The following is a 19,721-nucleotide window of genomic DNA, read 5'->3' as shown; positions in this document are numbered from 1 at the left end:
TTGCCGGCCAGCGGCCGGCACTACCGTGCACGACGGCCCCAACCATCGGCCGTTGCCCCATCCGGCCCCAGCGGCTATGGTCCCGGGCTGTTCTGTCGTACCGGATCGCCTCATGTCACCACGCAAAGCCCTTCCCACCGCCCTGGCCCTGGGCCTGACCCTTGCCGCCGGCGCCCACGCCGATGAAGGCATGTGGATGCCGACCCAGCTGCCGGAACTGGCCAAGCCGCTGCAGGCCGCAGGTTTCAAGGGCAATCCGGCCGACCTGGCCAACGTCACTGCGCCGCCGCTGAGCGCGGTGGTGCGTGCCGGTGGTGGCACCGGCTCGTTCGTATCCGCCGACGGCCTGCTGCTGACCAACCACCACGTGGCGATGGGCGTGATCCAGTACAACAGCTCGCCCGAGCACGACCTGATCAATGGTGGCTTCATCGCCAAGGGCCGCGCCGACGAGCGTCCGGCCAACCCGGACTTCCGCGTGCTGGTCACCGTCGGCTTCGACAAGGTGACCGACCAGGTGCTGGCGCAGGCGCGTGGCAAGACCGGCCGCGCCTACTTCGATGCCGTCGATGCGGCCAGCAAGCAGATCGTGGCCGAGTGCGAGAAGGACGGCAGCGTGCGCTGCTCGGTGGCCAACATGTACTACGGCACCGACTTCTACCGCATCGCCCAGCTGGAACTGAGCGACGTGCGATTGGTCTATGCGCCGCCCCGTGCGATCGGCAACTACGGCGATGAGATCGACAACTTCATGTGGCCGCGCCACACCGGCGACTTCACCCTGCTGCGCGCCTACGTTGGCAAGGACGGCAAGCCGGCCGCCTACAGCAAGGACAACGTGCCCTACCAGGCGCCGGCGCACCTGCAGATGTCGGTGGAAGGTCCGAAGGAAGGTGACTACGCGATGCTGGCCGGTTACCCGGGCATCACCTATCGCCACCGTACCGCGGCCGAATTCGCCGGCCAGATCGATACCGTGCTGCCGCGCCGCGTGTCGGTGTTCCAGCAGATGATCGACACCATCGAGGCCGCCAGCGCCAAGGACGCGCAGGCGCGCACCCGCTACGCCTCGCAGCTGCAGTCGCTGAAGAACAACCGCAAGCGCGCCGCCGGTGAGCTGGAAGGCCTGTTGCGCAGCGACGCCAAGGCCCAGCGTGCCGCCGACGAGACGGCGATGCTGGCTGCCACCGACCGCAAGTACCAGGGCGACATCAAGGCGTTGCTGACCAACTTGTCGCAGGGCGCGGCGGTGGGCGAACGTGACCTGTTGCTGGACCAGATGGCCGCACAGAGCCAGCTGCTGCGCTCGGCGCTGCTGCTGGAACGCCTGCGCATCGAGTCGGCCAAGCCGGACGCGCAGCGCGAGAGCGGTTTCCAGCAGCGCGACCAGGCGATGATCGAAGGCGTGCTCAAGCAGGTTCAGCGCCGTTACGCGCCGGAGGTCGAGAAGGCGCTGCTGACCACCCTGCTGACCCGCTACCAGAAGCTGCCTGACGCGCAGCGCGTGGCCGAGTTCGATACGGCCTTCGGCCGTACCCCGGAGCAGCTGGCGAAGGCACTGGACACCCTGTACGCCGGCACCCAGCTGGGTGAGGAGGCGCAGCGTCTGTCACGCTTCGTCGCCGCCCGTGAAGGCAAGGCATTGGCCGCCGATCCGCTGATCGCCGTGGCCGGCCCGTTGGTGGCCGCGCAGCTGCGCATCGAGAACGAAAGCAAGACCCGCGAAGGCGAGCAGCTGCGCCTGCGCCCGGCCTACATGCAGGCGCTGTTCGCCTGGCGTGCCAAGCAGGGCCGCGCGGTGTATCCGGATGCCAACCGCACCCTGCGCATCAGCTACGGCAAGGTCGAGGCGCTGCACCCGCGCGATGGCGTGACCTACTCACCGGTAACCACCGTGGCCGGCATCGTCGAGAAGAACACCAACGCCTATCCGTTCGATGCCCCCAAGTCGCTGCTGGCCGCCATTGCCAAGGGTGACTTCGGCAGCACCGCCGATCCGGCACTGAAGACCCAGACGGTCAACTTCCTGACCAACCTGGATACCACCGGCGGCAACTCCGGCTCGCCAGTGCTCAATGCGAAGGGCGAACTGATCGGCCTGAACTTCGACAGCAACTGGGAATCGGTCAGCGCCAGCTGGTGGTTCGACCCGCGCTACAAGCGCGCCGTGCACGTGGACATGCGCTACCTGCGCTGGCTGCTGGCCAAGGTCTACCCGGCGCCGGAACTGCTGAAGGAAATGGGCGTTCCGGCGGAATAAGGCCGGTTGCTGGTGGGTGCGCACCTCCTTTGGTGGGTGCGCACCGTTGGTGGGCATGGATGCCTCCGTCACGACCAACGGTCGTGACCCACCGCCATGGCCCACCGCCATGACCTACCCTCACGACCAACGGTCGTGATCTACTGGCCCCTGTCCCGACGGAAACGCACGCGTGGTCTCCAGCTGGATCCTGCTGCTGGTCTCGGTTGCCTATGCCGCGCTGCTGTTCGGCGTGGCGTGGTGGGGTGACCGTCGGCCGATGTATCCGGATAGACCCTGGCTGCGGCCGGTGGTCTACAGCCTTGCGCTGGCCGTGTACTGCTCGTCGTGGACCTTCTACGGCGCAGTCGGCACCGCCGTGCGCAACGGCGTGGGTTATCTGCCGATCTATATCGGCCCGTTGCTGTTGCTGCTGTTCGGCTGGCGCATCATCGAGCGGCTGGCGCTGATCGCGCGCAGCCAGAACGTGGTCTCGATCGCCGACTTCATCTCTTCGCGCTTCGGCCGTTCGCGGCGGCTGGCGGCGCTGGTGGCGATCATCGCGCTGATCGGCATCATTCCGTACCTGGCCCTGCAGTACAAAGCGGTGGCAATGAGCCTGCAGGTGCTGACCGGCAACACCGGCCCGACCGGCTTCTTCAGCGATCCGGCGCTGTACGTGGCGCTGCTGATGGCGCTGTTCGCCACCCTGTTCGGCACCCGCCAGGTCGACGCTACCGAGCACCACCACGGCATGATGCTGGCCATCGCGCTGGAGTCGGTGATCAAGCTGGTAGCGATGGTGGCGGTGGGCGTGTTCGCCTACGTCTGGCTCAGCGACCGCAACGAGGCGGTGGTGGAGTCGGTGCATACGCTGTTCACCGGGCTGCCGCCGGTGGGCTTCATCTCGCAGACCCTGCTCAGTTTCCTCGCCATCATCTGCCTGCCGCGCCAGTTCCACGTGGCCGTGGTCGAGTGCGGTGACGTACGCGATGTGCGCCGCGCGCGCTGGATGTTTGGTGGTTACCTGGTGCTGATTTCGGCAATGGTGCTGCCGATTGCTACTGCGGGTGTCAGCCTGTTCGGCACCGGCAGCAGCGTCGCAGATGATTCGATGGTGCTGGCGTTGCCGCTGGCCGAGGGGCGCAACGCCCTGGCGCTGATCGCCTACGTAGGCGGATTCTCCGCCGCTACCGGCATGGTCATCGTGTCCTCGATCGCGCTGGCCACCATGGTCAGCAACGACCTGGTGATGCCGGTGCTGCTGCGCCGCAGTGGTGATCACCAGGAAGCGGCCGACGTCGCTTCACGGGTGTTGTGGATCCGCCGTCTGGCGATCCTGCTGCTGGCGTTGATGGCTTACAGCTACTACCGCAGCAGCAGCAACGACAGCACGCTGGCCTCGTACGGCCTGATGGCCTTCGCCGCGGTGGCCCAGTTCGCGCCCGGCCTGATCGGTGGCCTGTACTGGCGCGGTGCCAGCCGTCGCGGTGTCGAGACCGGCATGCTGCTGGGCTTCGCCACCTGGCTCTACACCCTGCTGCTGCCTGCGATGACCATCGCCGGCTGGATGGACGACGGCTGGGTACAGAACGGCCCGTTTGGCATCGCCTGGCTGCGCCCGCAGCAGTTGTTCGGCATGACCGGCTGGGATCCGCTGACCCATGGCACGTTCTGGTCGCTGCTGGTCAATGCGGCGACGATGATGCTGGTGTCCGCGCGCTGGCGTCCCGGTGTGGACGAGCGTCTGCGCGCCGCGCCGTTCCTCGACCCGTATGCCGAGCGCCCGTCGGTGGCCGGTGGCTGGCCTGGTCACGTGCATGTGGGTGACCTGCTGGCGCTGGCCTCCCGCGTGGTCGGCGAGCGCCATGCGCGGCGTTCGTTCTTCGAGCAGGCGCAGTCGCTGGGCCGCGAACTGCAATCCTCGGCGCCTGCGGACCGGCCGTGGGTACAGTTCACCGAGCGTCTGCTGGCTGCGTCGATCGGTGCGGCATCGGCACGCCTTCTGCTGACCAGCCTGCTGCGCGGTTCGGGCATGGACCTGGGCGAAGTGGTGGCGGTGCTGGATGAGGCCGGCCAGGAGCTGCGCTTCAACCGCGAGATCCTCTCGACCACGCTGGAGAACATCAGCGCCGGGGTCAGCGTGGTCGACCCGGACATGCGGCTGACCGCGTGGAATCGCCGCTACCAGGACATGTTCGGCTACCCCGACGGCATGCTCTACGTCGGGCGGCCGGTGGCTGACCTGATCCGCTACAACGCCGAGCGGGGTGAGCTGGGCGAGGGCGATATCGAAATCCAGATCAACCGCCGCATCGGCTACATGCGGGCCGGTTCGCCGCACGTGTTCGAGCGCACCCGCAGCGATGGCAAGGTGATCGAGATGCGCGGCCAGGCATTGCCGGGCGGTGGCTATGTGACCAGCTACAACGACATCACCGATTACAAGCACGCCGAACGCGCGCTGTTGGAGGCCAACGAAACACTGGAACAGCGCGTGGCCGAGCGTTCGCACGAGGCCGAAGTCGCGCAGCAGTCGAAGACCCGCTTCCTGGCCGCGATCAGTCATGACGTGCTGCAGCCATTGAATGCCGCACGTCTGTTCGCTTCGGCGTTGCGCGACAGCGATCATGTGAGTGACGAGCAGAAGCACCTGGCCGAACGCGTGGATGCGTCGCTGCGTGCGGCCGAGGAACTGCTTGATGGCCTGCTGGATGTGTCGCGGCTGGATGCCGGCGGCCTGCATCCGGTGATCGGCGAGTTCGACGTGAGCGCATTGATGCGTGAGCTGGCCGCGCAATACACCCCGGTCGCCGCCGGTCGTGGCCTGCGCTTGGACCTGTTCGCGCGCCCGGCTTGGGTGCGCAGTGACCGGCGCCTGCTGCGCCGTGTGCTGCAGAACTTCCTCGCCAATGCGCTGCGCTACACGCGCCAGGGCCGCATCGTGCTGGCGGTGCGGCAGCGCGGCGACGAGGTGGAACTGCAGGTGTGGGACACCGGCCCGGGTATTCCCGAGCACCACATGCGGCAGATCTTCGACGAGTTCCATCGCTACCAGCAGCCTTTCGACTGGGGTGAGCAGGGGCTGGGATTGGGTTTGTCGATCTGCCAGCGTATCTCGCGCCTGCTTGATCATCGGTTGAACGCACGCAGCCGCGTGGGCAGTGGTTCGATGTTCTCGATCATCCTGCCGCGGGTGGCACCGCTGCCGGGCTACACCGAGCTGGTCACACCTGCACAGAGCGTAGCCGCGCCAGTGCGCAGTGATTCGCTGGCCGGCCTGCGCGTGCTGTGCGTGGACAACGACGAAGAGATCCTCGACGGCATGCGCGCGCTGCTGGGCCGTTGGCAGGTGCAGGTGATCACTGCCGCCACCGTTGACCAGGCGCTGGAGAAGATCGCCGAGCGCCCGCAGGTGATGCTGGTGGATTACCACCTGCACGACCGCATGGATGGCCTGGATGCGCTGGTGGCGCTGCGCGAGGCGGCAGGCTATGCGCTGCCCGGCGCGCTGCTGACTGCCGATGGTCGCGACGAGCTGAAGCGGATGGCTCGCGAACGCGGATACCGCGTGCTGACCAAGCCGATCAAGCCAGCCTCGCTGCGCGCCTTCCTGGGCGCGCTGCGCGATGCGCAGTAATGCCGGCCGCCCGGCGGTAGATCCACGCCATGCGTGGATGTGATGCACTGGTAGTGCCGGCCGCTGGCCGGCAACCACGTAATCGTGGGTGCGTTACCCCACGCCGTGCAGATGTTCGTACAGGATTGTCGCGCCGATGATCACCAGGATCACGCCACCGATGATCTCGGCACGCTTGCCGACCATGCTGCCCAGCACGCGGCCGAGCATGATGCCGACGGTGACCATGGTCAGCGTGCACAGGCCGATCACCGCTGCCATCACGCCGATATGCACGTCCATGAAAGCCAGGCCGATACCCACCGCCATCGCGTCGATGCTGGTGGCGAAACCGGTCAGCGCCAGCTTCCAGAAGCCGTGGTGCTGCGAGGGGTCTTCGTCTTCGTCGGCACTGTCCGGGCGCAGGCCGTTGTAGATCATGTGGATGCCCAGCGCGCCGAGCAGGCCGAAGGCGATCCAGTGGTCGAAGGCTTCGACGTACTGCAGGGCGGCGCGGCCGAGCAGCCAGCCGATGATGGGCGTGATCGCCTCGATGACGCCGAAGATGATGCCGGCACGCAGTGCGTCGCGGAACACCGGCTTGCGCATGGCCGCACCCTTGCCGATTGCAGCGGCGAAGGCATCGGTGGACATGGCAAAGCCGATCAGGAGGATCGAAATGGGGGACATGGGCGGCGGCTGAGGTCGGGCTAGGACGGACGCACGGCCTGCGCTCGCGCCCAACCTGACGTTGCGCGCGCGGGCCGCTGGTCTCGCCAACCATCATGGTTGTCCACGCCACGGCGCACTGGCCGAGTATGTTGACGTGGACGATTCCTGCGTAGGAATCCGGCTACTCCCCAAGGGGACGCGCAGCTTAGCATCGCGATTCACGCACGGCGCATTTCCAGCGAAACGCGCAGGCAGGGCTGGTTTGTATAGCGATGGCTATATCGAGAGCGCAGCGGTGCCTGGTAGTGCCGGCCGCTGGCCGGCAGGTGCACCATCAAAAGCGTGCCAAGCAAGCTTGGCACCTACCGGAGCAGTGCCTGATGGTGCTGTGCCATGCCTGGAGGCCTGGGACCATCCGGACAGCCTTCGCGAACGAAAGCGATCAACGTGCGGATACTTTCGATTCTGTTGAGGGCAGGGTGAGAGGTTGCTCATCGGCTGGGCGGGTCATTGAACTGATCTGGAACTGACACCAGTCATGCATGATCTGCAGATTCGAGACCAGCTTGGGATCGTCCTTCCCGCGAGGTGCAACGACTCGAATGTGCAATGCAGCGATGCTTCTCTCGAGATCGTCGACATGGGTGAACAACTGCTCATTGGCTGCATATTCAAGATCGGCGAAGAGCCGCCGGTACCTTGAATACCCGAGATCAGGCATGAACCTGCCACTCACGCGCCAGGATTCATATCGGAAGCGCTGGACTACACCAATCCTCAAGCCGTCGGTATCGATCAGTGTCCAGGTGTCCATCGTTCCGGGCGGGAAGTTGGAACTTCCAGCTTGAGACCGAATCCATCATCCCGCCAGAGCTGATTGCGTCATCAGCGGGGCTGGGCAAAAGTGCCAAGCAAGCTTGGCACCTACCGAAGCGATTTCAGGCGGTTTCAGGCCAATGCCGGCCAACGGCCGGCACTACCTTCAGTCTTCTTCCGGCGGCAGCACGATGGCGTCGTCGTCGATGGCCAGCTTGCCGGCCATCAGCACGGCCTGGGTGCGGTTGGTCACGCCCAGCTTGCGCAGGATCGCGGTGACGTGGGCCTTGATCGTCGCTTCGGACACGTTGAGGTCGTAGGCGATCTGCTTGTTCAGACGGCCGGCGCCGAGCATCTGCAGTACGCGGAACTGTTGTGGGGTCAGCTCGCGCAGGCGCTGGCCGACTTCGCGTTCCTCGCTGCCGGTGGGCGGCACGTTGTGCGCTTCCGGCGGCGCCCAGGTCTCACCATCGAGGATGGTGCCCAGTGCGTGGCCGATGGTGTCCGAATCCGCAGACTTCGGAATGAAGCCCAGCGCGCCGTGGTCGAGCGCGCGGCGCATCACCGTGGCTTCTTCGCGCGCGGACACCACGACCACCGGCAGCTGCGGATGCAGCGAGCGCATGTGCACCAGCGCGTTGAAACCCTGCGCACCGGGCATGTTGAGGTCCATCAGGACCAGGTCGGCGTCGTTGTGCTGGTCGGCCAGCGCGTACAGCGCTTCCACGCTGTCGGCTTCGAACAGCTGCACGCCGGGGATGACCCGCTGCACGGCGCCGCGCAGGGCTTCGCGGAACAGCGGGTGGTCATCGGCAATCAGGAGGGTGGTCATGGGTCGAGCTTATCGATCAGGAAAAAGAGCGACGTGATGGCAGGTGCAGGACGGGTCGGACACGGCCGGGTCCCTCCTCCCGGCCACGTCCCTGGCGCGTCCTGCGCCTGCGGTCACGCCATCAGCGCACCTTGCGCTCGTCCACCAGCGACGCCACCACCGACGGATCGGCCAGGGTCGAGGTGTCGCCGAGCTGGTCCGGTGCGTTCTCGGCGATCTTGCGCAGGATGCGGCGCATGATCTTGCCCGAGCGGGTCTTGGGCAGGCCCGGCGCCCACTGCAGGTGGTCCGGCGTGGCGATCGGGCCGATCTCCTTGCGCACCCACGCGATCAGCTCCTTGTGCAGCTCATCGGTCGGCGCCTCTTCGGCCACCAGGGTTACGTAGGCATAGATGCCCTGGCCCTTCACGTCGTGCGGGAAACCAACCACGGCGGCTTCGGCCACCTTCGGGTGCGAGACCAGCGCGCTTTCCACTTCGGCGGTGCCGATGCGGTGGCCGGACACGTTGATCACATCATCGACGCGGCCCGTGATCCAGTAGTAGCCGTCTTCATCGCGGCGGCAACCGTCGCCGGTGAAGTAGCTGCCCGGGTAGGTACGGAAATAGGTATCGATGAAGCGCTGGTGGTCGCCGTACACCGTGCGCATCTGGCCCGGCCAGGAATCACGGATGATCAGGTTACCCTCGGTCGGGCCGTCCTTGATCTCGCCATCGGCATTGACCAACGCCGGCTGCACGCCGAAGAAGGGCAGGGTGGCCGAACCCGGCTTGAGATCCATCGCGCCGGCCAGCGGCGAAATCAGGATGCCGCCGGTCTCGGTCTGCCACCAGGTATCGACGATCGGGCAGCGGCTGTCGCCAACCACTTCGTAGTACCAGCGCCAGGCTTCCGGGTTGATCGGTTCGCCAACGCTGCCAAGCAGGCGCAGCGAGGCACGCGAGGTCTTCTTCACCGGCTCCTCGCCCTCGCGCATCAGTGCACGGATGGCGGTCGGCGCGGTATAGAAGATCGACACCTTGTGCTTGTCGATCACGTTCCAGAACCGCGAGGTATCCGGGTAGTTCGGCACGCCTTCGAACATCAGCGAGGTCGCGCCGTTGGCCAGCGGGCCGTACACGATGTAGCTGTGGCCGGTGACCCAGCCGACGTCGGCGGTGCACCAGTAGATGTCGTCCTCGCGCAGGTCGAACACCGCTTCATGGGTGTAGGCCGCGTACAGCAGGTAGCCACCGGTGGTGTGCAGCACGCCCTTCGGCTTGCCGGTGGAACCGGAGGTGTAGAGGATGAACAGCGGGTCTTCCGCGTTCATGCGTTCCGGCTCGCAGGTGGCAGGCTGGCTGTCCACCACGTCGTGGAACCAGCGGTCGCGCGGGGCCTGCATGTCGACCGCGCCACCGGTGTGACGCACCACCAGCACGGTTTCGACGGTATTGGTGCCGGGCAGCTTCAGCGCGGCATCGACGTTGGCCTTCAGCGGAATCCTGCGGCCACCGCGCAGGCCCTCGTCGGCGGTGATGATCAGCTTGCTCTGGCAGTCGCTGACGCGGTCGGCGATCGAGTTCGGCGCGAAGCCACCGAACACCACCGAGTGGATCGCACCGATGCGCGCGCAGGCCAGCATGGCCACGGCGGCGTCGACGATCATCGGCAGGTAGATGGTGACCCGGTCGCCCTTCTTGACGCCGAGGTTGCGCAGCGCGTTGCCGAGGCGGCAGGTGCGCTCGTACAGCTCGCGGTAGGTCACGTGCTGCGCCGGTGCGTCCGGGCCGTCCGGCTCGAACAGCAGGGCGGTCTTGTCGCCACGCGTCTCCAGCTGGCGGTCCAGGCAGTTCACGCTGGCATTGAGCTCGCCATCCTCGAACCACTTGATGTGGAAGTCGGACAGGTCGTAGTTGACGTTCTTGATCTTCGTCGGCTTGCGCATCCACTCCAGGCGCTCGGCGGCCTTGCCCCAGAAACCATCCGGGTCGGTCACCGAAGCCTGGTACTGCTGTTCGTAGGACGTCTTGTCGATGCGTGCCTTGGCGGCGAACTGCGGATCGACGGGGTAGATATCAGCCATGGCACCCTCACTTGCACGTTGACTTTGTATGTGCGGTCGCAGCATCGCAGCGACCGATCCCCCTCAGTTTGCCCCATCCACCCCCGCCCGCGTCACCACCTTGCTTAGACCATGGTCGAAAGTGAGCGTCCTGCAGGGCCGGGTTCGACCAATGGCGAATAGCCGGTGTGCGTGAACGCCCCGCAGTCTCGGCTCGACCGTGCCCCACGCGCGGCATCACCTTGCCACTTGGGAGAGAGGGCAACATGAGCCACCGTACGTTGAAAGCCGTGCGCAAACCTTTGGCGGCCTGCCTGTTGGTCGCCCTGGTCGCACCGGGCATGGCGTTCGCAGAGACCGCCAAAGAGAAAGCGCTGGAAGCACGCGTTGCCGAACTGGAACGCCAGGTCCAAGCGCTGCTGTCTTCGCAACAGCAACAGCAGACCCAGATCAGCCAGACCCAGCAGGCCGTAACCGAAGTCCGCACCGTGCAGGCCGAGCAGAAGCCGGTCGCCTCGGTGCCGGCCGGCAAGCAGCCGATCCAGGTCACCACCATCACCCCGGGCGCCGCGCCGGGCACCACGGTCAAGATCGGCGGCTTCATCAAGGCCGACTTCCTGGCCACCCAGACCAGCGATGGCCAGCTGGCCGACGACGCCACCGGCCGCTCGCTGTACCTGCCGGGCCAGACCCCGGTGGAAGGCGCCGGCGGCAGCGGCAAGCGTTCGGGTACCGATTTCAACGCCCATGCCAAGTTCTCGCGCTTCAACCTGGGCATCGACAACGTGAGCGAATCGGGCAACAAGGCCGGTGCGTTCTTCGAGATGGACTTCTTCGGCAACTCGCTGGGCAACCAGACCGCGACCAATACCTACGGTGTGACCCTGCGCCACGCCTACATGTACTGGAACAACTGGATGGCCGGCCAGACCTGGTCCAACTTCATGGACGCGGCCGCACTGCCGGAAGCGGTCGACTTCGTCGGTCCCACCGACGGCGTGATCTTCGTGCGCCAGGCGCAGGTGCGCTACACCCAGGGTGGCTTCAGCGTCGCGCTGGAAAACCCGGAAACCACCACCCTCACCGGTACCCGCAACCCGGTCACCGGCGCCTGGACCAACGCCAGCGCCAACTCCGATCGTGGCAGCCTGCCTGATCTGACCATGCGCTATGGCTGGAAGGGCGACTGGGGCACCTTCGGTGTCGGCGGCATCATCCGCCAGCTGAAGGTCGACAACCAGGCCACCGGCGCCAAGGCCGACAAGGTGGCCGGCGGCCTGACCCTGGGCGGCAAGTGGGTGATGGGCGACAGCGATTCGCTGCACTACCAGCTGACCGGCGGCGAAGGCATCGCCCGCTACATCGGCCTGGGCATCACCGCCGATAGTGCCTACGACGTGGCCCGCGACGAGCTCAACCCGACCGGCGTGCTGGCCGGCTACGTGGGCTGGCGGCATGCGTTCTCGCCGAAGCTGCGCACCAACCTGATCTACGCGCGCAGCGACTACGACAACGACAGCATCCTCGGCCCGCTGGTGACCAAGAGCGTGCAGAGCATCCGCGGCAACATCTTCTATTCGCCGCTGCCCAAGGTCGATATCGGCGCCGAGCTGATGTACGGCCGTCGCGAAGTGGAGAACGGCAACAAGGGTGACATCACCCGGTTGCAGTTCACCACGAAGTACAGCTTCTAAGAGCGTGCCGGCCAGCGGCCGGCACCTACCGAGATTGAATGCCGGCCAGGGCCGGCATCTACAGAGGGAAAACGTCCCATGTCCAGCACTGCATCCAGCCCGCACAATGCGGCGGGCACCCTGACCAAGGGCCACAAGAAGGTCATCTTCGCCTCGAGCCTCGGTACGGTCTTCGAGTGGTATGACTTCTTCCTGTACGGCTCACTCGCCGCCATCATCGCCAAGCAGTTCTTCAGTGGCGTCAATGAAACCACGGGCATGATCTTCGCCCTGCTGGCGTTCGCCGCCGGCTTCTTCGTGCGTCCGTTCGGTGCGGCCTTCTTCGGCAGCCTCGGCGACCGCATCGGCCGCAAGTACACCTTCCTGGTCACCATCCTGATCATGGGCATCTCGACCTTCCTGGTCGGTGTGTTGCCCAACTACGCCTCGATCGGTTTCGCCGCACCGGTGATCCTGATCATCCTGCGCCTGGCCCAGGGCCTGGCGATGGGCGGCGAGTACGGCGGTGCCGCCACCTACGTGGCCGAGCATGCGCCGGACGACAAGCGCGGCCTGTACACCAGCTTCATCCAGTGCACCGCCACGCTCGGCCTGTTCATGTCGCTGCTGATCATCCTGGCCTGCCGCTACTTCCTCGGCAACGAAGCCTTCGAAGCCTGGGGCTGGCGTATTCCGTTCCTGGTCTCGATCCTGCTGCTGGGCGTGTCCGTGTGGATCCGCCTGCAGCTGAGCGAATCGCCGCTGTTCCAGCAGATGAAGTCCGAGGGCAAGGGTTCCAAGACCCCGTTCCGTGACAGCCTGAAGGGCGGCAACCTGAAGCTGATGCTGCTGGTCCTGCTCGGCGCTGCGGCTGGCCAGGCGGTGGTCTGGTACGGCGGTCAGTTCTACGCGCTGTTCTTCCTCAGCAGCATGCTGAAGGTCGATGCCACCACCTCCTACCTGCTGATCGCGGCCGCGCTGGCACTGGGCGTGCCGTTCTTCATCTTCTTCGGCTGGCTGTCCGACCGTATCGGCCGCAAGAAGATCATCCTCGCGGGCTGCCTGCTGGCCGCCGTCACCTACATCCCGATCTTCAAGGGCCTGACCCACTTCGCCAACCCGGCCATCGAAGAAGCCCGCAGCAGCTCTCCGGCCCTGGTCGTGGCCGATCCGGCCACCTGCTCGTTCCAGTTCGATCCGGTCGGCCTGCGCAAGTTCACCAGCTCCTGCGACGTGGCTACCGCCGCGCTGACCAAGGCCGGTGTGCCGTACGACGTGCAGCCCGCCGCCGCCGGTTCGCTGGCGATGGTGAACGTGGGCAGCGCCAGCGTCACCTCGTATGAGGCCGCCGGCCTGACCAAGGAAGACGGCAAGGCCAAGGCCGATGCGTTCGGTGCGGAACTGAAGACCGCCCTGACCACCGCCGGCTACCCGGCCAAGGCCGATGGCGCACGCATCAACATCGCCGGCACCATCTTCATGCTGTGGCTGCTGGTGCTGTACGTGACCATGGTCTACGGCCCGATCGCCGCCTACCTGGTCGAACTGTTCCCGACCCGCATCCGCTACACCTCGATGTCGCTGCCGTACCACATCGGCAACGGCTGGTTCGGTGGCTTCCTGCCGGCGATCTCGTTCGCGCTGGTGGCCGGTACCGGCAACCTCTACTACGGCCTGTGGTACCCCATCATCATCGCGCTGATGTCGGTGGTGATCGGCGGCCTGTTCCTGCGCGAGACCAAGGACGTGGATATCACCAAGTAACCGGCGTGCCGACCAACGGTCGGCACCCATCAGGTTTCAGGGGCCGCGGTGCAGACCGCGGCCCTCTTTTTGGTAGTGCCGGCCGCTGGCCGGCAAATGCACGATGTCTGCCGGAGATCCATGGGGCTGCCGGCCAGCGGCCGGCACTACCATTGCGTTGCACAGCACGCCGTATAGTCGGGCCATGATCACCACAACGCCGACCTCCCTCCCCCTCATCCTGCGCGCCCTGCGCAGCGAGTGGCAGTCGCAGCGCCCCACGCTGGACCAGCGCGAAGCCGATCTGCGCCGCCTGCGCGAGGCGCTGAGGCCGCGCTTGGAAGAAATGGCGCAGGCCATCGCCGAGGACTTCGGCCATCGCGCCCACGTTGAATCGAAACTGGCCGATGGGATGAGTGTGCTGTCGGCCATCGACCACCTGCGCCGTCACCTGCGCAGCTGGTCGAAGCCGCAGCGGGTGCGTGCCGGTTGGCGACTATGGCCGGCGCGCGCGCAGCTGCGGCCGACGCCGCTGGGCGTGGTCGGGGTGATCTCGCCCTGGAACTACCCGGTCACGCTGGCACTGGTGCCTTTGGCTACCGCCATCGCCGCCGGCAACCACGTGCTGCTCAAGCCTTCGGAACACACGCCGCGCACCAGCGCGTTCCTGGCCGATCTGCTGGCCAGTGTGTTCCCGCCCGATCGCGTGGCGGTGGTGCAGGGTGGGGCGGATGTAGCGGCGGCGGTGTCATCGCTGCCGCTGGACCATCTGCTGTTCACCGGCTCGACGGCGGTTGGCCGCAAGGTGATGGCGGCCGCCGCCGAGCATCTGGTGCCGGTCACGCTGGAACTGGGCGGCAAGTCGCCGGCCATCGTCTGCCGCGATTTCCCCCTGGACAAAGCCGCAGCGCGGCTGGCCACCGGCAAGTGGTTCAACGCCGGGCAGACCTGCATCGCGCCGGACTACGCGCTGATCGACACCGCGCGCCAGCGCGAGTTCGTGCAGGCGCTGCAGCAGCAGGTACGCGAACGCTACGGCGACTTCAGCGATGCCGACGATTACACGCGCATCATCAATGAAGGCCAGTACCGGCGCCTGCAGGGCTATCTGGCGCAGGCGCGGCAACGCGGGGTGCCGGTGATTCCGCTGGCGCAGGTGGATGAGGCGCGCGCCGACCGCGAGCGCCTGCTGGTGCCGACCGTGGTGCTGGACCCGCCGGACGACCTGGACCTGATGCGCGAGGAAATCTTCGGGCCGATCCTGCCGGTGCGCGCCTACCCGGATCTGGATGCTGCGCTGGCCGACGTACTGTCGCGTGACCGGCCGCTGGCGCTGTATCCCTTCAGCCATGACACGGCGACGGTGGAGCGCATCCTCGGCCAGGTGGTGGCCGGTGGGGTGACGGTCAATGACACGCTGCTGCATTTCGCCGCCGATGGCCTGCCGTTTGGCGGGGTAGGGGCCAGCGGCATGGGCGCGTACCACGGCCGGGCCGGGTTCGATGCGATGAGCAAGCGGCTGCCGGTGCTGTGGCAGTCGCGCTGGGCCGCCAGCGACCGGCTGCGGCCGCCGTATTCGAAGATTGCGGGGTTGTTGAAGCTGTTGCTGCGGTAGTGCCGGCCGCCGGCCGGCAACTGCAGGGTCTTGCCGACGGTTCATGGGGTTGCCGGCCAGCGGCCGGCACTACCGGTAGGTGCCAACCTTGGTTGGCACGCGTGGGCCCGAAGTGCCGACCAGGGGCGGCCTCGACCTAAGCCCACCCGGGTAGAATGGCCCTCATGAAGATCGCCTCGTGGAACGTCAATTCGCTCAATGTCCGCCTGCCGCACCTGGAGCAGTGGCTCAAGGACTTCGGCCCGGACATCGTCGGTATCCAGGAAACCAAGCTGGAGGACCACAAGTTCCCCGATTCGGCGCTGATCGCCGCGGGCTACCGCAGCGTGTTCGCCGGCCAGAAGACCTACAACGGCGTGGCGCTGCTGTCGCGTGAGCCGGCGCAGGACGTGCAGATCGGTATTCCCGGCTTCGAGGACGAGCAGAAGCGCGTCATCGCGGGCACCTTCGGCGACCTGCGGGTGATCAACCTGTACGTGGTCAACGGCCAGGACATCGGCACCGACAAGTACGAGTACAAGTTGCGCTGGCTGGAAGCGGTCCATGCCTGGATCGCCGAAGAACTGCAGCGGCACCCGAAGCTGATCGTGATGGGCGATTTCAACATCGCCCCGGACGCGCGCGATGTGCACGACCCGGAGGTCTGGAACGAGAACCACATCCTGACCTCCACCGCCGAGCGCGGCGCGCTCAACAAGTTGCTGCAGCTGGGCCTGCACGACGGCTTCCGCCTGCACAACGACGAGGCCGGTGTGTTCAGCTGGTGGGATTACCGTGCCGCGGGCTTCCGCCGCAACCTGGGCCTGCGCATCGACCTGACCCTGGTTTCCGACGCGCTGAAGGGCAGTGCGGTGGCCTCGGGCATCGACCGTGAGCCGCGTACCTGGGAGCGCCCGAGCGACCATGCGCCGGCGTGGGTGCAGTTGGGTTGAACGAACGGGGCCCGACGATTGCCGGGCCCGCTCTGAAACGTCTGCCGGCCAGCGGCCGGCACTACCATCAGATCACCGTATGCTCTTGCGGGTGAACAGGTTGACGATCGCCAGCAGGATCACCGCACCGATCAGCGAGAACAGGAAGGTGCGGATGGTGATCGCTTCGTTGATGCCGCCGCCGAACAGCCAGCCGGAAATCAGCGCGCCGACGATGCCGACCACGATGTTGAGGATGATGCCCTGCTGGGCATCGCGCTTCATGATGATGCTGGCCAGCCAGCCTACGATGCCGCCGACGATCAGCCAAACGATGATGCCCATGATCGAACCTCCGGTGGGGAACTGTGACCAGTTGACGCGCATGGCTGTGAACCCGTCGTGCAATTGCGTGATGGGCGCGTGCGGATGAGCCTGCCAGCCACCCTTGACGGCCCGTGGCGCTTCGGCCCGGTGACGGTCTGGCGGCGCCCGCACGTGCCGGGCCAGCGCGGTGAACCGCAGGCGCGGCAGGTGCTGGCGCAGGCGCTGGGCACCGACCCGGAGACGCTGCCACTGGTCCGCGATGACAAGGGCCGGCCGGAGCTGAGCGGCGCGTTGGCCCACTACGGCACCGGCTGGAGCCACAGCGGCGAGGTGCTGCTGGTGGCGCTGGGCGAGGGCGTGCGGTTGGGCGTCGACCTGGAACTGCTGCGCCCGCGGCCGCGTCTTCTGGAAATCGTGCAGCGCTTCTTCCACCCCGAGGAAGTGGCCTGGCTGGAAAGCCTGGACGAGGCCGGGCGCGAGCACTGGTTCTTCCGCGTGTGGTGCGCCAAGGAAGCCATGCTGAAGGCACACGGGCAGGGCATCTCGTTCGGCCTGCACCGCCTGCAGCTGGCCCCGGGGGCCGATGGCGCCCTGCACCTGCGCTGGTGTGACCCGGAACTGGGCGTGGCCGCGCGCTGGCATCTGCACGAATGGCAGGCCACCGGGCAATTCCGCGCTGCTCTGGCCTGGTATCCGCACTGAAGCGGGGAATCAGCGCGCAAAACCGGCGATAATGTCGGCATGAGCGAACACCCACTTCCCGCCAGCGTGGCTGCCACGCTGGAACAGGGTCTGGCCAGCATGGGCCTGGACGCCGCGCTGGCGCCGCCGCTGCTGCGTTACCTGGCCCTGCTGCACCGCTGGAACGGCACCTACAACCTCACCGCCATCCGCGACCCGCAGGAGATGGTCACCCGCCACCTGCTCGATTCGCTGGCGATGCAGCCGTTCGTGGCCGATGGCAGCCTGGCCGACCTCGGCACCGGCCCCGGCTTGCCTGGCATCCCGCTGGCGATCGCCTGTCCTGGCCTGCAGGTCACCCTGGTGGAGAGCAACGGCAAGAAGGCGCGCTTCATGCGCGAGGCCGTACGCCAGCTCGGCCTGGGCAACGCCCGCGTGGCCGAATCGCGCGCCGAGGCGCTGGACGAAGCTGGCCACTACGACCAGCTGACCGCGCGCGCGATGGACACCCTGGCCGGCATCGTCCGCGTTGGTGGCCACCTGCTGCGCCCCGGTGGCGTGCTGCTGGCCATGAAGGGCGTCTACCCGCATGAAGAGATCGCGGAGCTGCCGGCTGGCTGGCAGGTGCGCGAGGTGACCCCGCTGAGCGTGCCCGGCCTGGCCGGCGAACGCCACCTGGTCACCGTTACAGGTCCCTGATTCCCGTCGCCAGCCCCTTGTGGAACAAGAGGTTGGCGATCCACGATTTCCGCAAGGGGCCGGTTGTACGCATAATGACCGGTCCCAGCACACGTCGACGAGGCACACCCGCATGGCCCGCATCATCGCCATCGCCAACCAGAAGGGTGGCGTCGGCAAGACCACGACCGCCGTCAACCTGGCCGCTTCCCTGGCCAACGCACCCAAGCGCGTGCTCTTGGTCGACCTGGATTCGCAGGGCAACGCGACCATGGGCAGTGGCGTGGACAAGCGCGAGCTGGTCTCCTCCACCTACGATCTGCTGCTGGGCGAGTCCAGCGCCGCCGATGTGCGCGTGCAGACGGCCGAAGGCTACGACCTGCTGCCTGGCAACATCGACCTGACTGCGGCCGAGATCCAGCTGATGGCGCAGAGCGAGCGCGAGCAGCGCCTGAAGCGTGCGCTGGCGCCGATCCGCGACGAGTACGACTACATCCTGATCGACTGCCCGCCGGCGCTGTCGCTGCTGACGCTCAACGCGCTGGCCGCCGCCGACTCGGTGATCGTGCCGATGCAGTGCGAGTACTACGCGCTGGAAGGCCTGAGCGCGCTGGTGGAAACCATCGAGGCGCTGCGTGCCAACCTCAACCCGGCGCTGGAGATCGAAGGCGTGCTGCGCACCATGTTCGATGTGCGCAACAACCTGGCCAACGCGGTCTCGGCCGAGCTCACCGAGCACTTCGGCGACCGCGTGTTCCGCACCATCGTGCCGCGCAACGTGCGCCTGGCCGAGGCGCCCAGCCATGGCCAGAGCATCGTCGGCTACGACCGCGCCTCGCGCGGTGGCGTCGCCTACCTCGGCCTGGCCGGCGAGATCATCCGCCGCAACAACGAACGCAACAAGGCCGCCAAGGCCGTGGAGATCGTCTGATGACCAGCAGCAAGCCGGCAGCCAAGAAGCGAGGCCTCGGCCGTGGCCTGGATGCCCTGCTGGGTCCCAAGGGTGCGGTCAGCCAGGTGCAGGCCAGCACCGCGGTGATCGAACCGTTGCCGGGTGAAGTGCTGCGCAAGCTGGCCGTGGGCCAGTTGCAGCCGGGCAAGTACCAGCCGCGCCGCGAGATGGACGAGGGCAAGCTCTCCGAGCTGGCCGACTCGATCAAGTCGCAGGGCGTGATCCAGCCGATCCTGGTGCGCCAGCTGCCGGCAGGCAACTACGAAATCGTCGCCGGTGAACGCCGCTGGCGTGCATCGCAGCTGGCCGGACTGGACGAAGTGCCGGTGGTGGTGCGCGAGCTGGAAGACCGCACCGTCATCGCGATGGCGCTGATCGAGAACATCCAACGCGAAGACCTCAACCCGCTGGAAGAAGCCGAGGCGCTGCAGCGCCTGATCAGCGAATTCACGCTGACCCATGCCGAGGCCGCCGAGGCCGTCGGCCGCTCGCGCGCGGCGGTGTCCAACCTGCTGCGCCTGCTGGAGCTGCCGGTGGCGATCCGCCTGCTGCTGGAAACCCGCCGCCTGGAAATGGGCCACGCCCGCGCGCTGCTGACCCTGGCCCCCGAGCTGGCCGGCAAGCTGGCGCAGGAAGCGGCCGATGAAGGCTGGTCGGTGCGTGAGGTCGAGCGCCGTGCGCAGGCCTTCGCCGCCGGCAAGGTGCCGAGCAACCGTCCGGTGGCCACACCGAAGGTGCAGCAGGCCGATATCGCTTCGTTGGAAACCGAGCTGTCCGAATCGCTGGGTGCCAAGGTGGCGATCAGCCACGGCCGCGGCGGTAAGGGCAAGCTGATCATCCATTACACCGACCTGGATACCCTGGACGGCGTGCTGGAAAAGCTGCGCGCCCGCCAGGCCTGAGTCCGGCACAGTGAAAG

General features: G+C 66.7%; 15 protein-coding genes and 1 riboswitch. Of the genes, 10 read left to right on the top strand and 5 right to left on the bottom strand.

What is annotated here, in order from left to right:
* The first annotated feature begins 112 nt into the window (after nt 1-112).
* Both AC3ITW_RS21890 and AC3ITW_RS21885 read left to right on the top strand, forming a co-directional pair.
* A complete protein-coding gene (locus AC3ITW_RS21890) occupies nt 113-2,260 on the top strand; it encodes a S46 family peptidase (RefSeq protein ID WP_489389934.1) in 2,148 nt (715 codons plus the stop codon).
* Between the two features lie 172 nt (nt 2,261-2,432).
* Nucleotides 2,433-5,879, top strand: a complete 3,447-nt coding sequence (locus AC3ITW_RS21885) for a hybrid sensor histidine kinase/response regulator (RefSeq protein ID WP_006403283.1) — start codon at nt 2,433-2,435, stop codon at nt 5,877-5,879.
* Nucleotides 5,880-5,972: 93 nt separating this feature from the next.
* Here the strand turns inward: AC3ITW_RS21885 and AC3ITW_RS21880 are convergent, their stop codons facing one another.
* The 4 genes from AC3ITW_RS21880 to acs form a co-directional block, all read right to left on the bottom strand.
* The gene (locus tag AC3ITW_RS21880; RefSeq protein WP_006403281.1) at nt 5,973-6,548 is read right to left on the bottom strand and encodes a manganese efflux pump MntP; all 576 of its coding nucleotides are present in this window, start codon (nt 6,546-6,548) and stop codon (nt 5,973-5,975) included.
* Between the two features lie 88 nt (nt 6,549-6,636).
* Nucleotides 6,637-6,726: riboswitch (yybP-ykoY riboswitch) on the bottom strand.
* Nucleotides 6,727-6,972: 246 nt separating this feature from the next.
* On the bottom strand, nt 6,973-7,344 hold the full coding sequence (locus tag AC3ITW_RS21875; RefSeq protein WP_100435496.1) for a hypothetical protein: 372 nt from the start codon (nt 7,342-7,344) through the stop codon (nt 6,973-6,975).
* A gap of 168 nt (nt 7,345-7,512) precedes the next feature.
* Nucleotides 7,513-8,178 carry a response regulator transcription factor gene (locus tag AC3ITW_RS21870; RefSeq protein ID WP_005420420.1) on the bottom strand — a complete coding sequence of 222 codons (666 nt, stop codon included), beginning with the start codon at nt 8,176-8,178 and terminating at the stop codon, nt 7,513-7,515.
* 121 nt (nt 8,179-8,299) lie between these two features.
* Entirely contained in the window at nt 8,300-10,243 is a 1,944-nt protein-coding gene (acs, locus tag AC3ITW_RS21865; RefSeq protein WP_032973863.1) for an acetate--CoA ligase, read from the bottom strand.
* 245 nt (nt 10,244-10,488) lie between these two features.
* Here acs and AC3ITW_RS21860 point away from each other — a divergent pair, with 245 nt between their 5' ends.
* The 4 genes from AC3ITW_RS21860 to xth all read left to right on the top strand — a co-directional run bounded on the left by AC3ITW_RS21860 (nt 10,489) and on the right by xth (nt 16,185).
* On the top strand, nt 10,489-11,916 hold the full coding sequence (locus tag AC3ITW_RS21860) for a DcaP family trimeric outer membrane transporter (protein ID WP_100435495.1): 1,428 nt from the start codon (nt 10,489-10,491) through the stop codon (nt 11,914-11,916).
* Nucleotides 11,917-11,994: 78 nt separating this feature from the next.
* Nucleotides 11,995-13,659, top strand: a complete 1,665-nt coding sequence (locus AC3ITW_RS21855) for an MFS transporter (protein WP_049399160.1) — start codon at nt 11,995-11,997, stop codon at nt 13,657-13,659.
* A gap of 184 nt (nt 13,660-13,843) precedes the next feature.
* Entirely contained in the window at nt 13,844-15,253 is a 1,410-nt protein-coding gene (locus AC3ITW_RS21850) for a coniferyl aldehyde dehydrogenase (RefSeq protein ID WP_012512509.1), read from the top strand.
* A gap of 164 nt (nt 15,254-15,417) precedes the next feature.
* Nucleotides 15,418-16,185, top strand: coding sequence for an exodeoxyribonuclease III (gene xth, locus AC3ITW_RS21845; protein WP_065723741.1), 768 nt, complete (start codon nt 15,418-15,420; stop codon nt 16,183-16,185).
* Nucleotides 16,186-16,257: 72 nt separating this feature from the next.
* On the opposite strand, the gene AC3ITW_RS21840 is transcribed toward xth, so the two are convergent.
* Nucleotides 16,258-16,509 (bottom strand): GlsB/YeaQ/YmgE family stress response membrane protein, encoded by a 252-nt coding sequence (locus AC3ITW_RS21840; protein ID WP_012512507.1) that lies wholly within the window; start codon nt 16,507-16,509, stop codon nt 16,258-16,260.
* An 84-nt stretch (nt 16,510-16,593) separates the two neighbouring features.
* Here AC3ITW_RS21840 and AC3ITW_RS21835 point away from each other — a divergent pair, with 84 nt between their 5' ends.
* From AC3ITW_RS21835 to AC3ITW_RS21820, 4 genes are all read left to right on the top strand, one after another.
* On the top strand, nt 16,594-17,193 hold the full coding sequence (locus tag AC3ITW_RS21835) for a 4'-phosphopantetheinyl transferase family protein (RefSeq protein ID WP_489389933.1): 600 nt from the start codon (nt 16,594-16,596) through the stop codon (nt 17,191-17,193).
* Between the two features lie 39 nt (nt 17,194-17,232).
* Nucleotides 17,233-17,871: a 16S rRNA (guanine(527)-N(7))-methyltransferase RsmG gene (rsmG, locus tag AC3ITW_RS21830; RefSeq protein ID WP_012512505.1), complete on the top strand. Its 639-nt coding sequence runs from the start codon at nt 17,233-17,235 to the stop codon at nt 17,869-17,871.
* A gap of 112 nt (nt 17,872-17,983) precedes the next feature.
* A complete protein-coding gene (locus AC3ITW_RS21825; RefSeq protein ID WP_006402850.1) occupies nt 17,984-18,781 on the top strand; it encodes a ParA family protein in 798 nt (265 codons plus the stop codon).
* The gene (locus tag AC3ITW_RS21820; RefSeq protein ID WP_046983442.1) at nt 18,781-19,704 is read left to right on the top strand and encodes a ParB/RepB/Spo0J family partition protein; all 924 of its coding nucleotides are present in this window, start codon (nt 18,781-18,783) and stop codon (nt 19,702-19,704) included. Before AC3ITW_RS21825 ends, AC3ITW_RS21820 begins: the two co-directional genes overlap by 1 nt.
* Nucleotides 19,705-19,721: the final 17 nt, after the last annotated feature.

The organism is Stenotrophomonas sp. KH_052, assembly GCF_057838755.1.
Note: the sequence above shows the minus strand (reverse complement) of the source record. Positions and strands in the feature narration are given on the sequence as shown.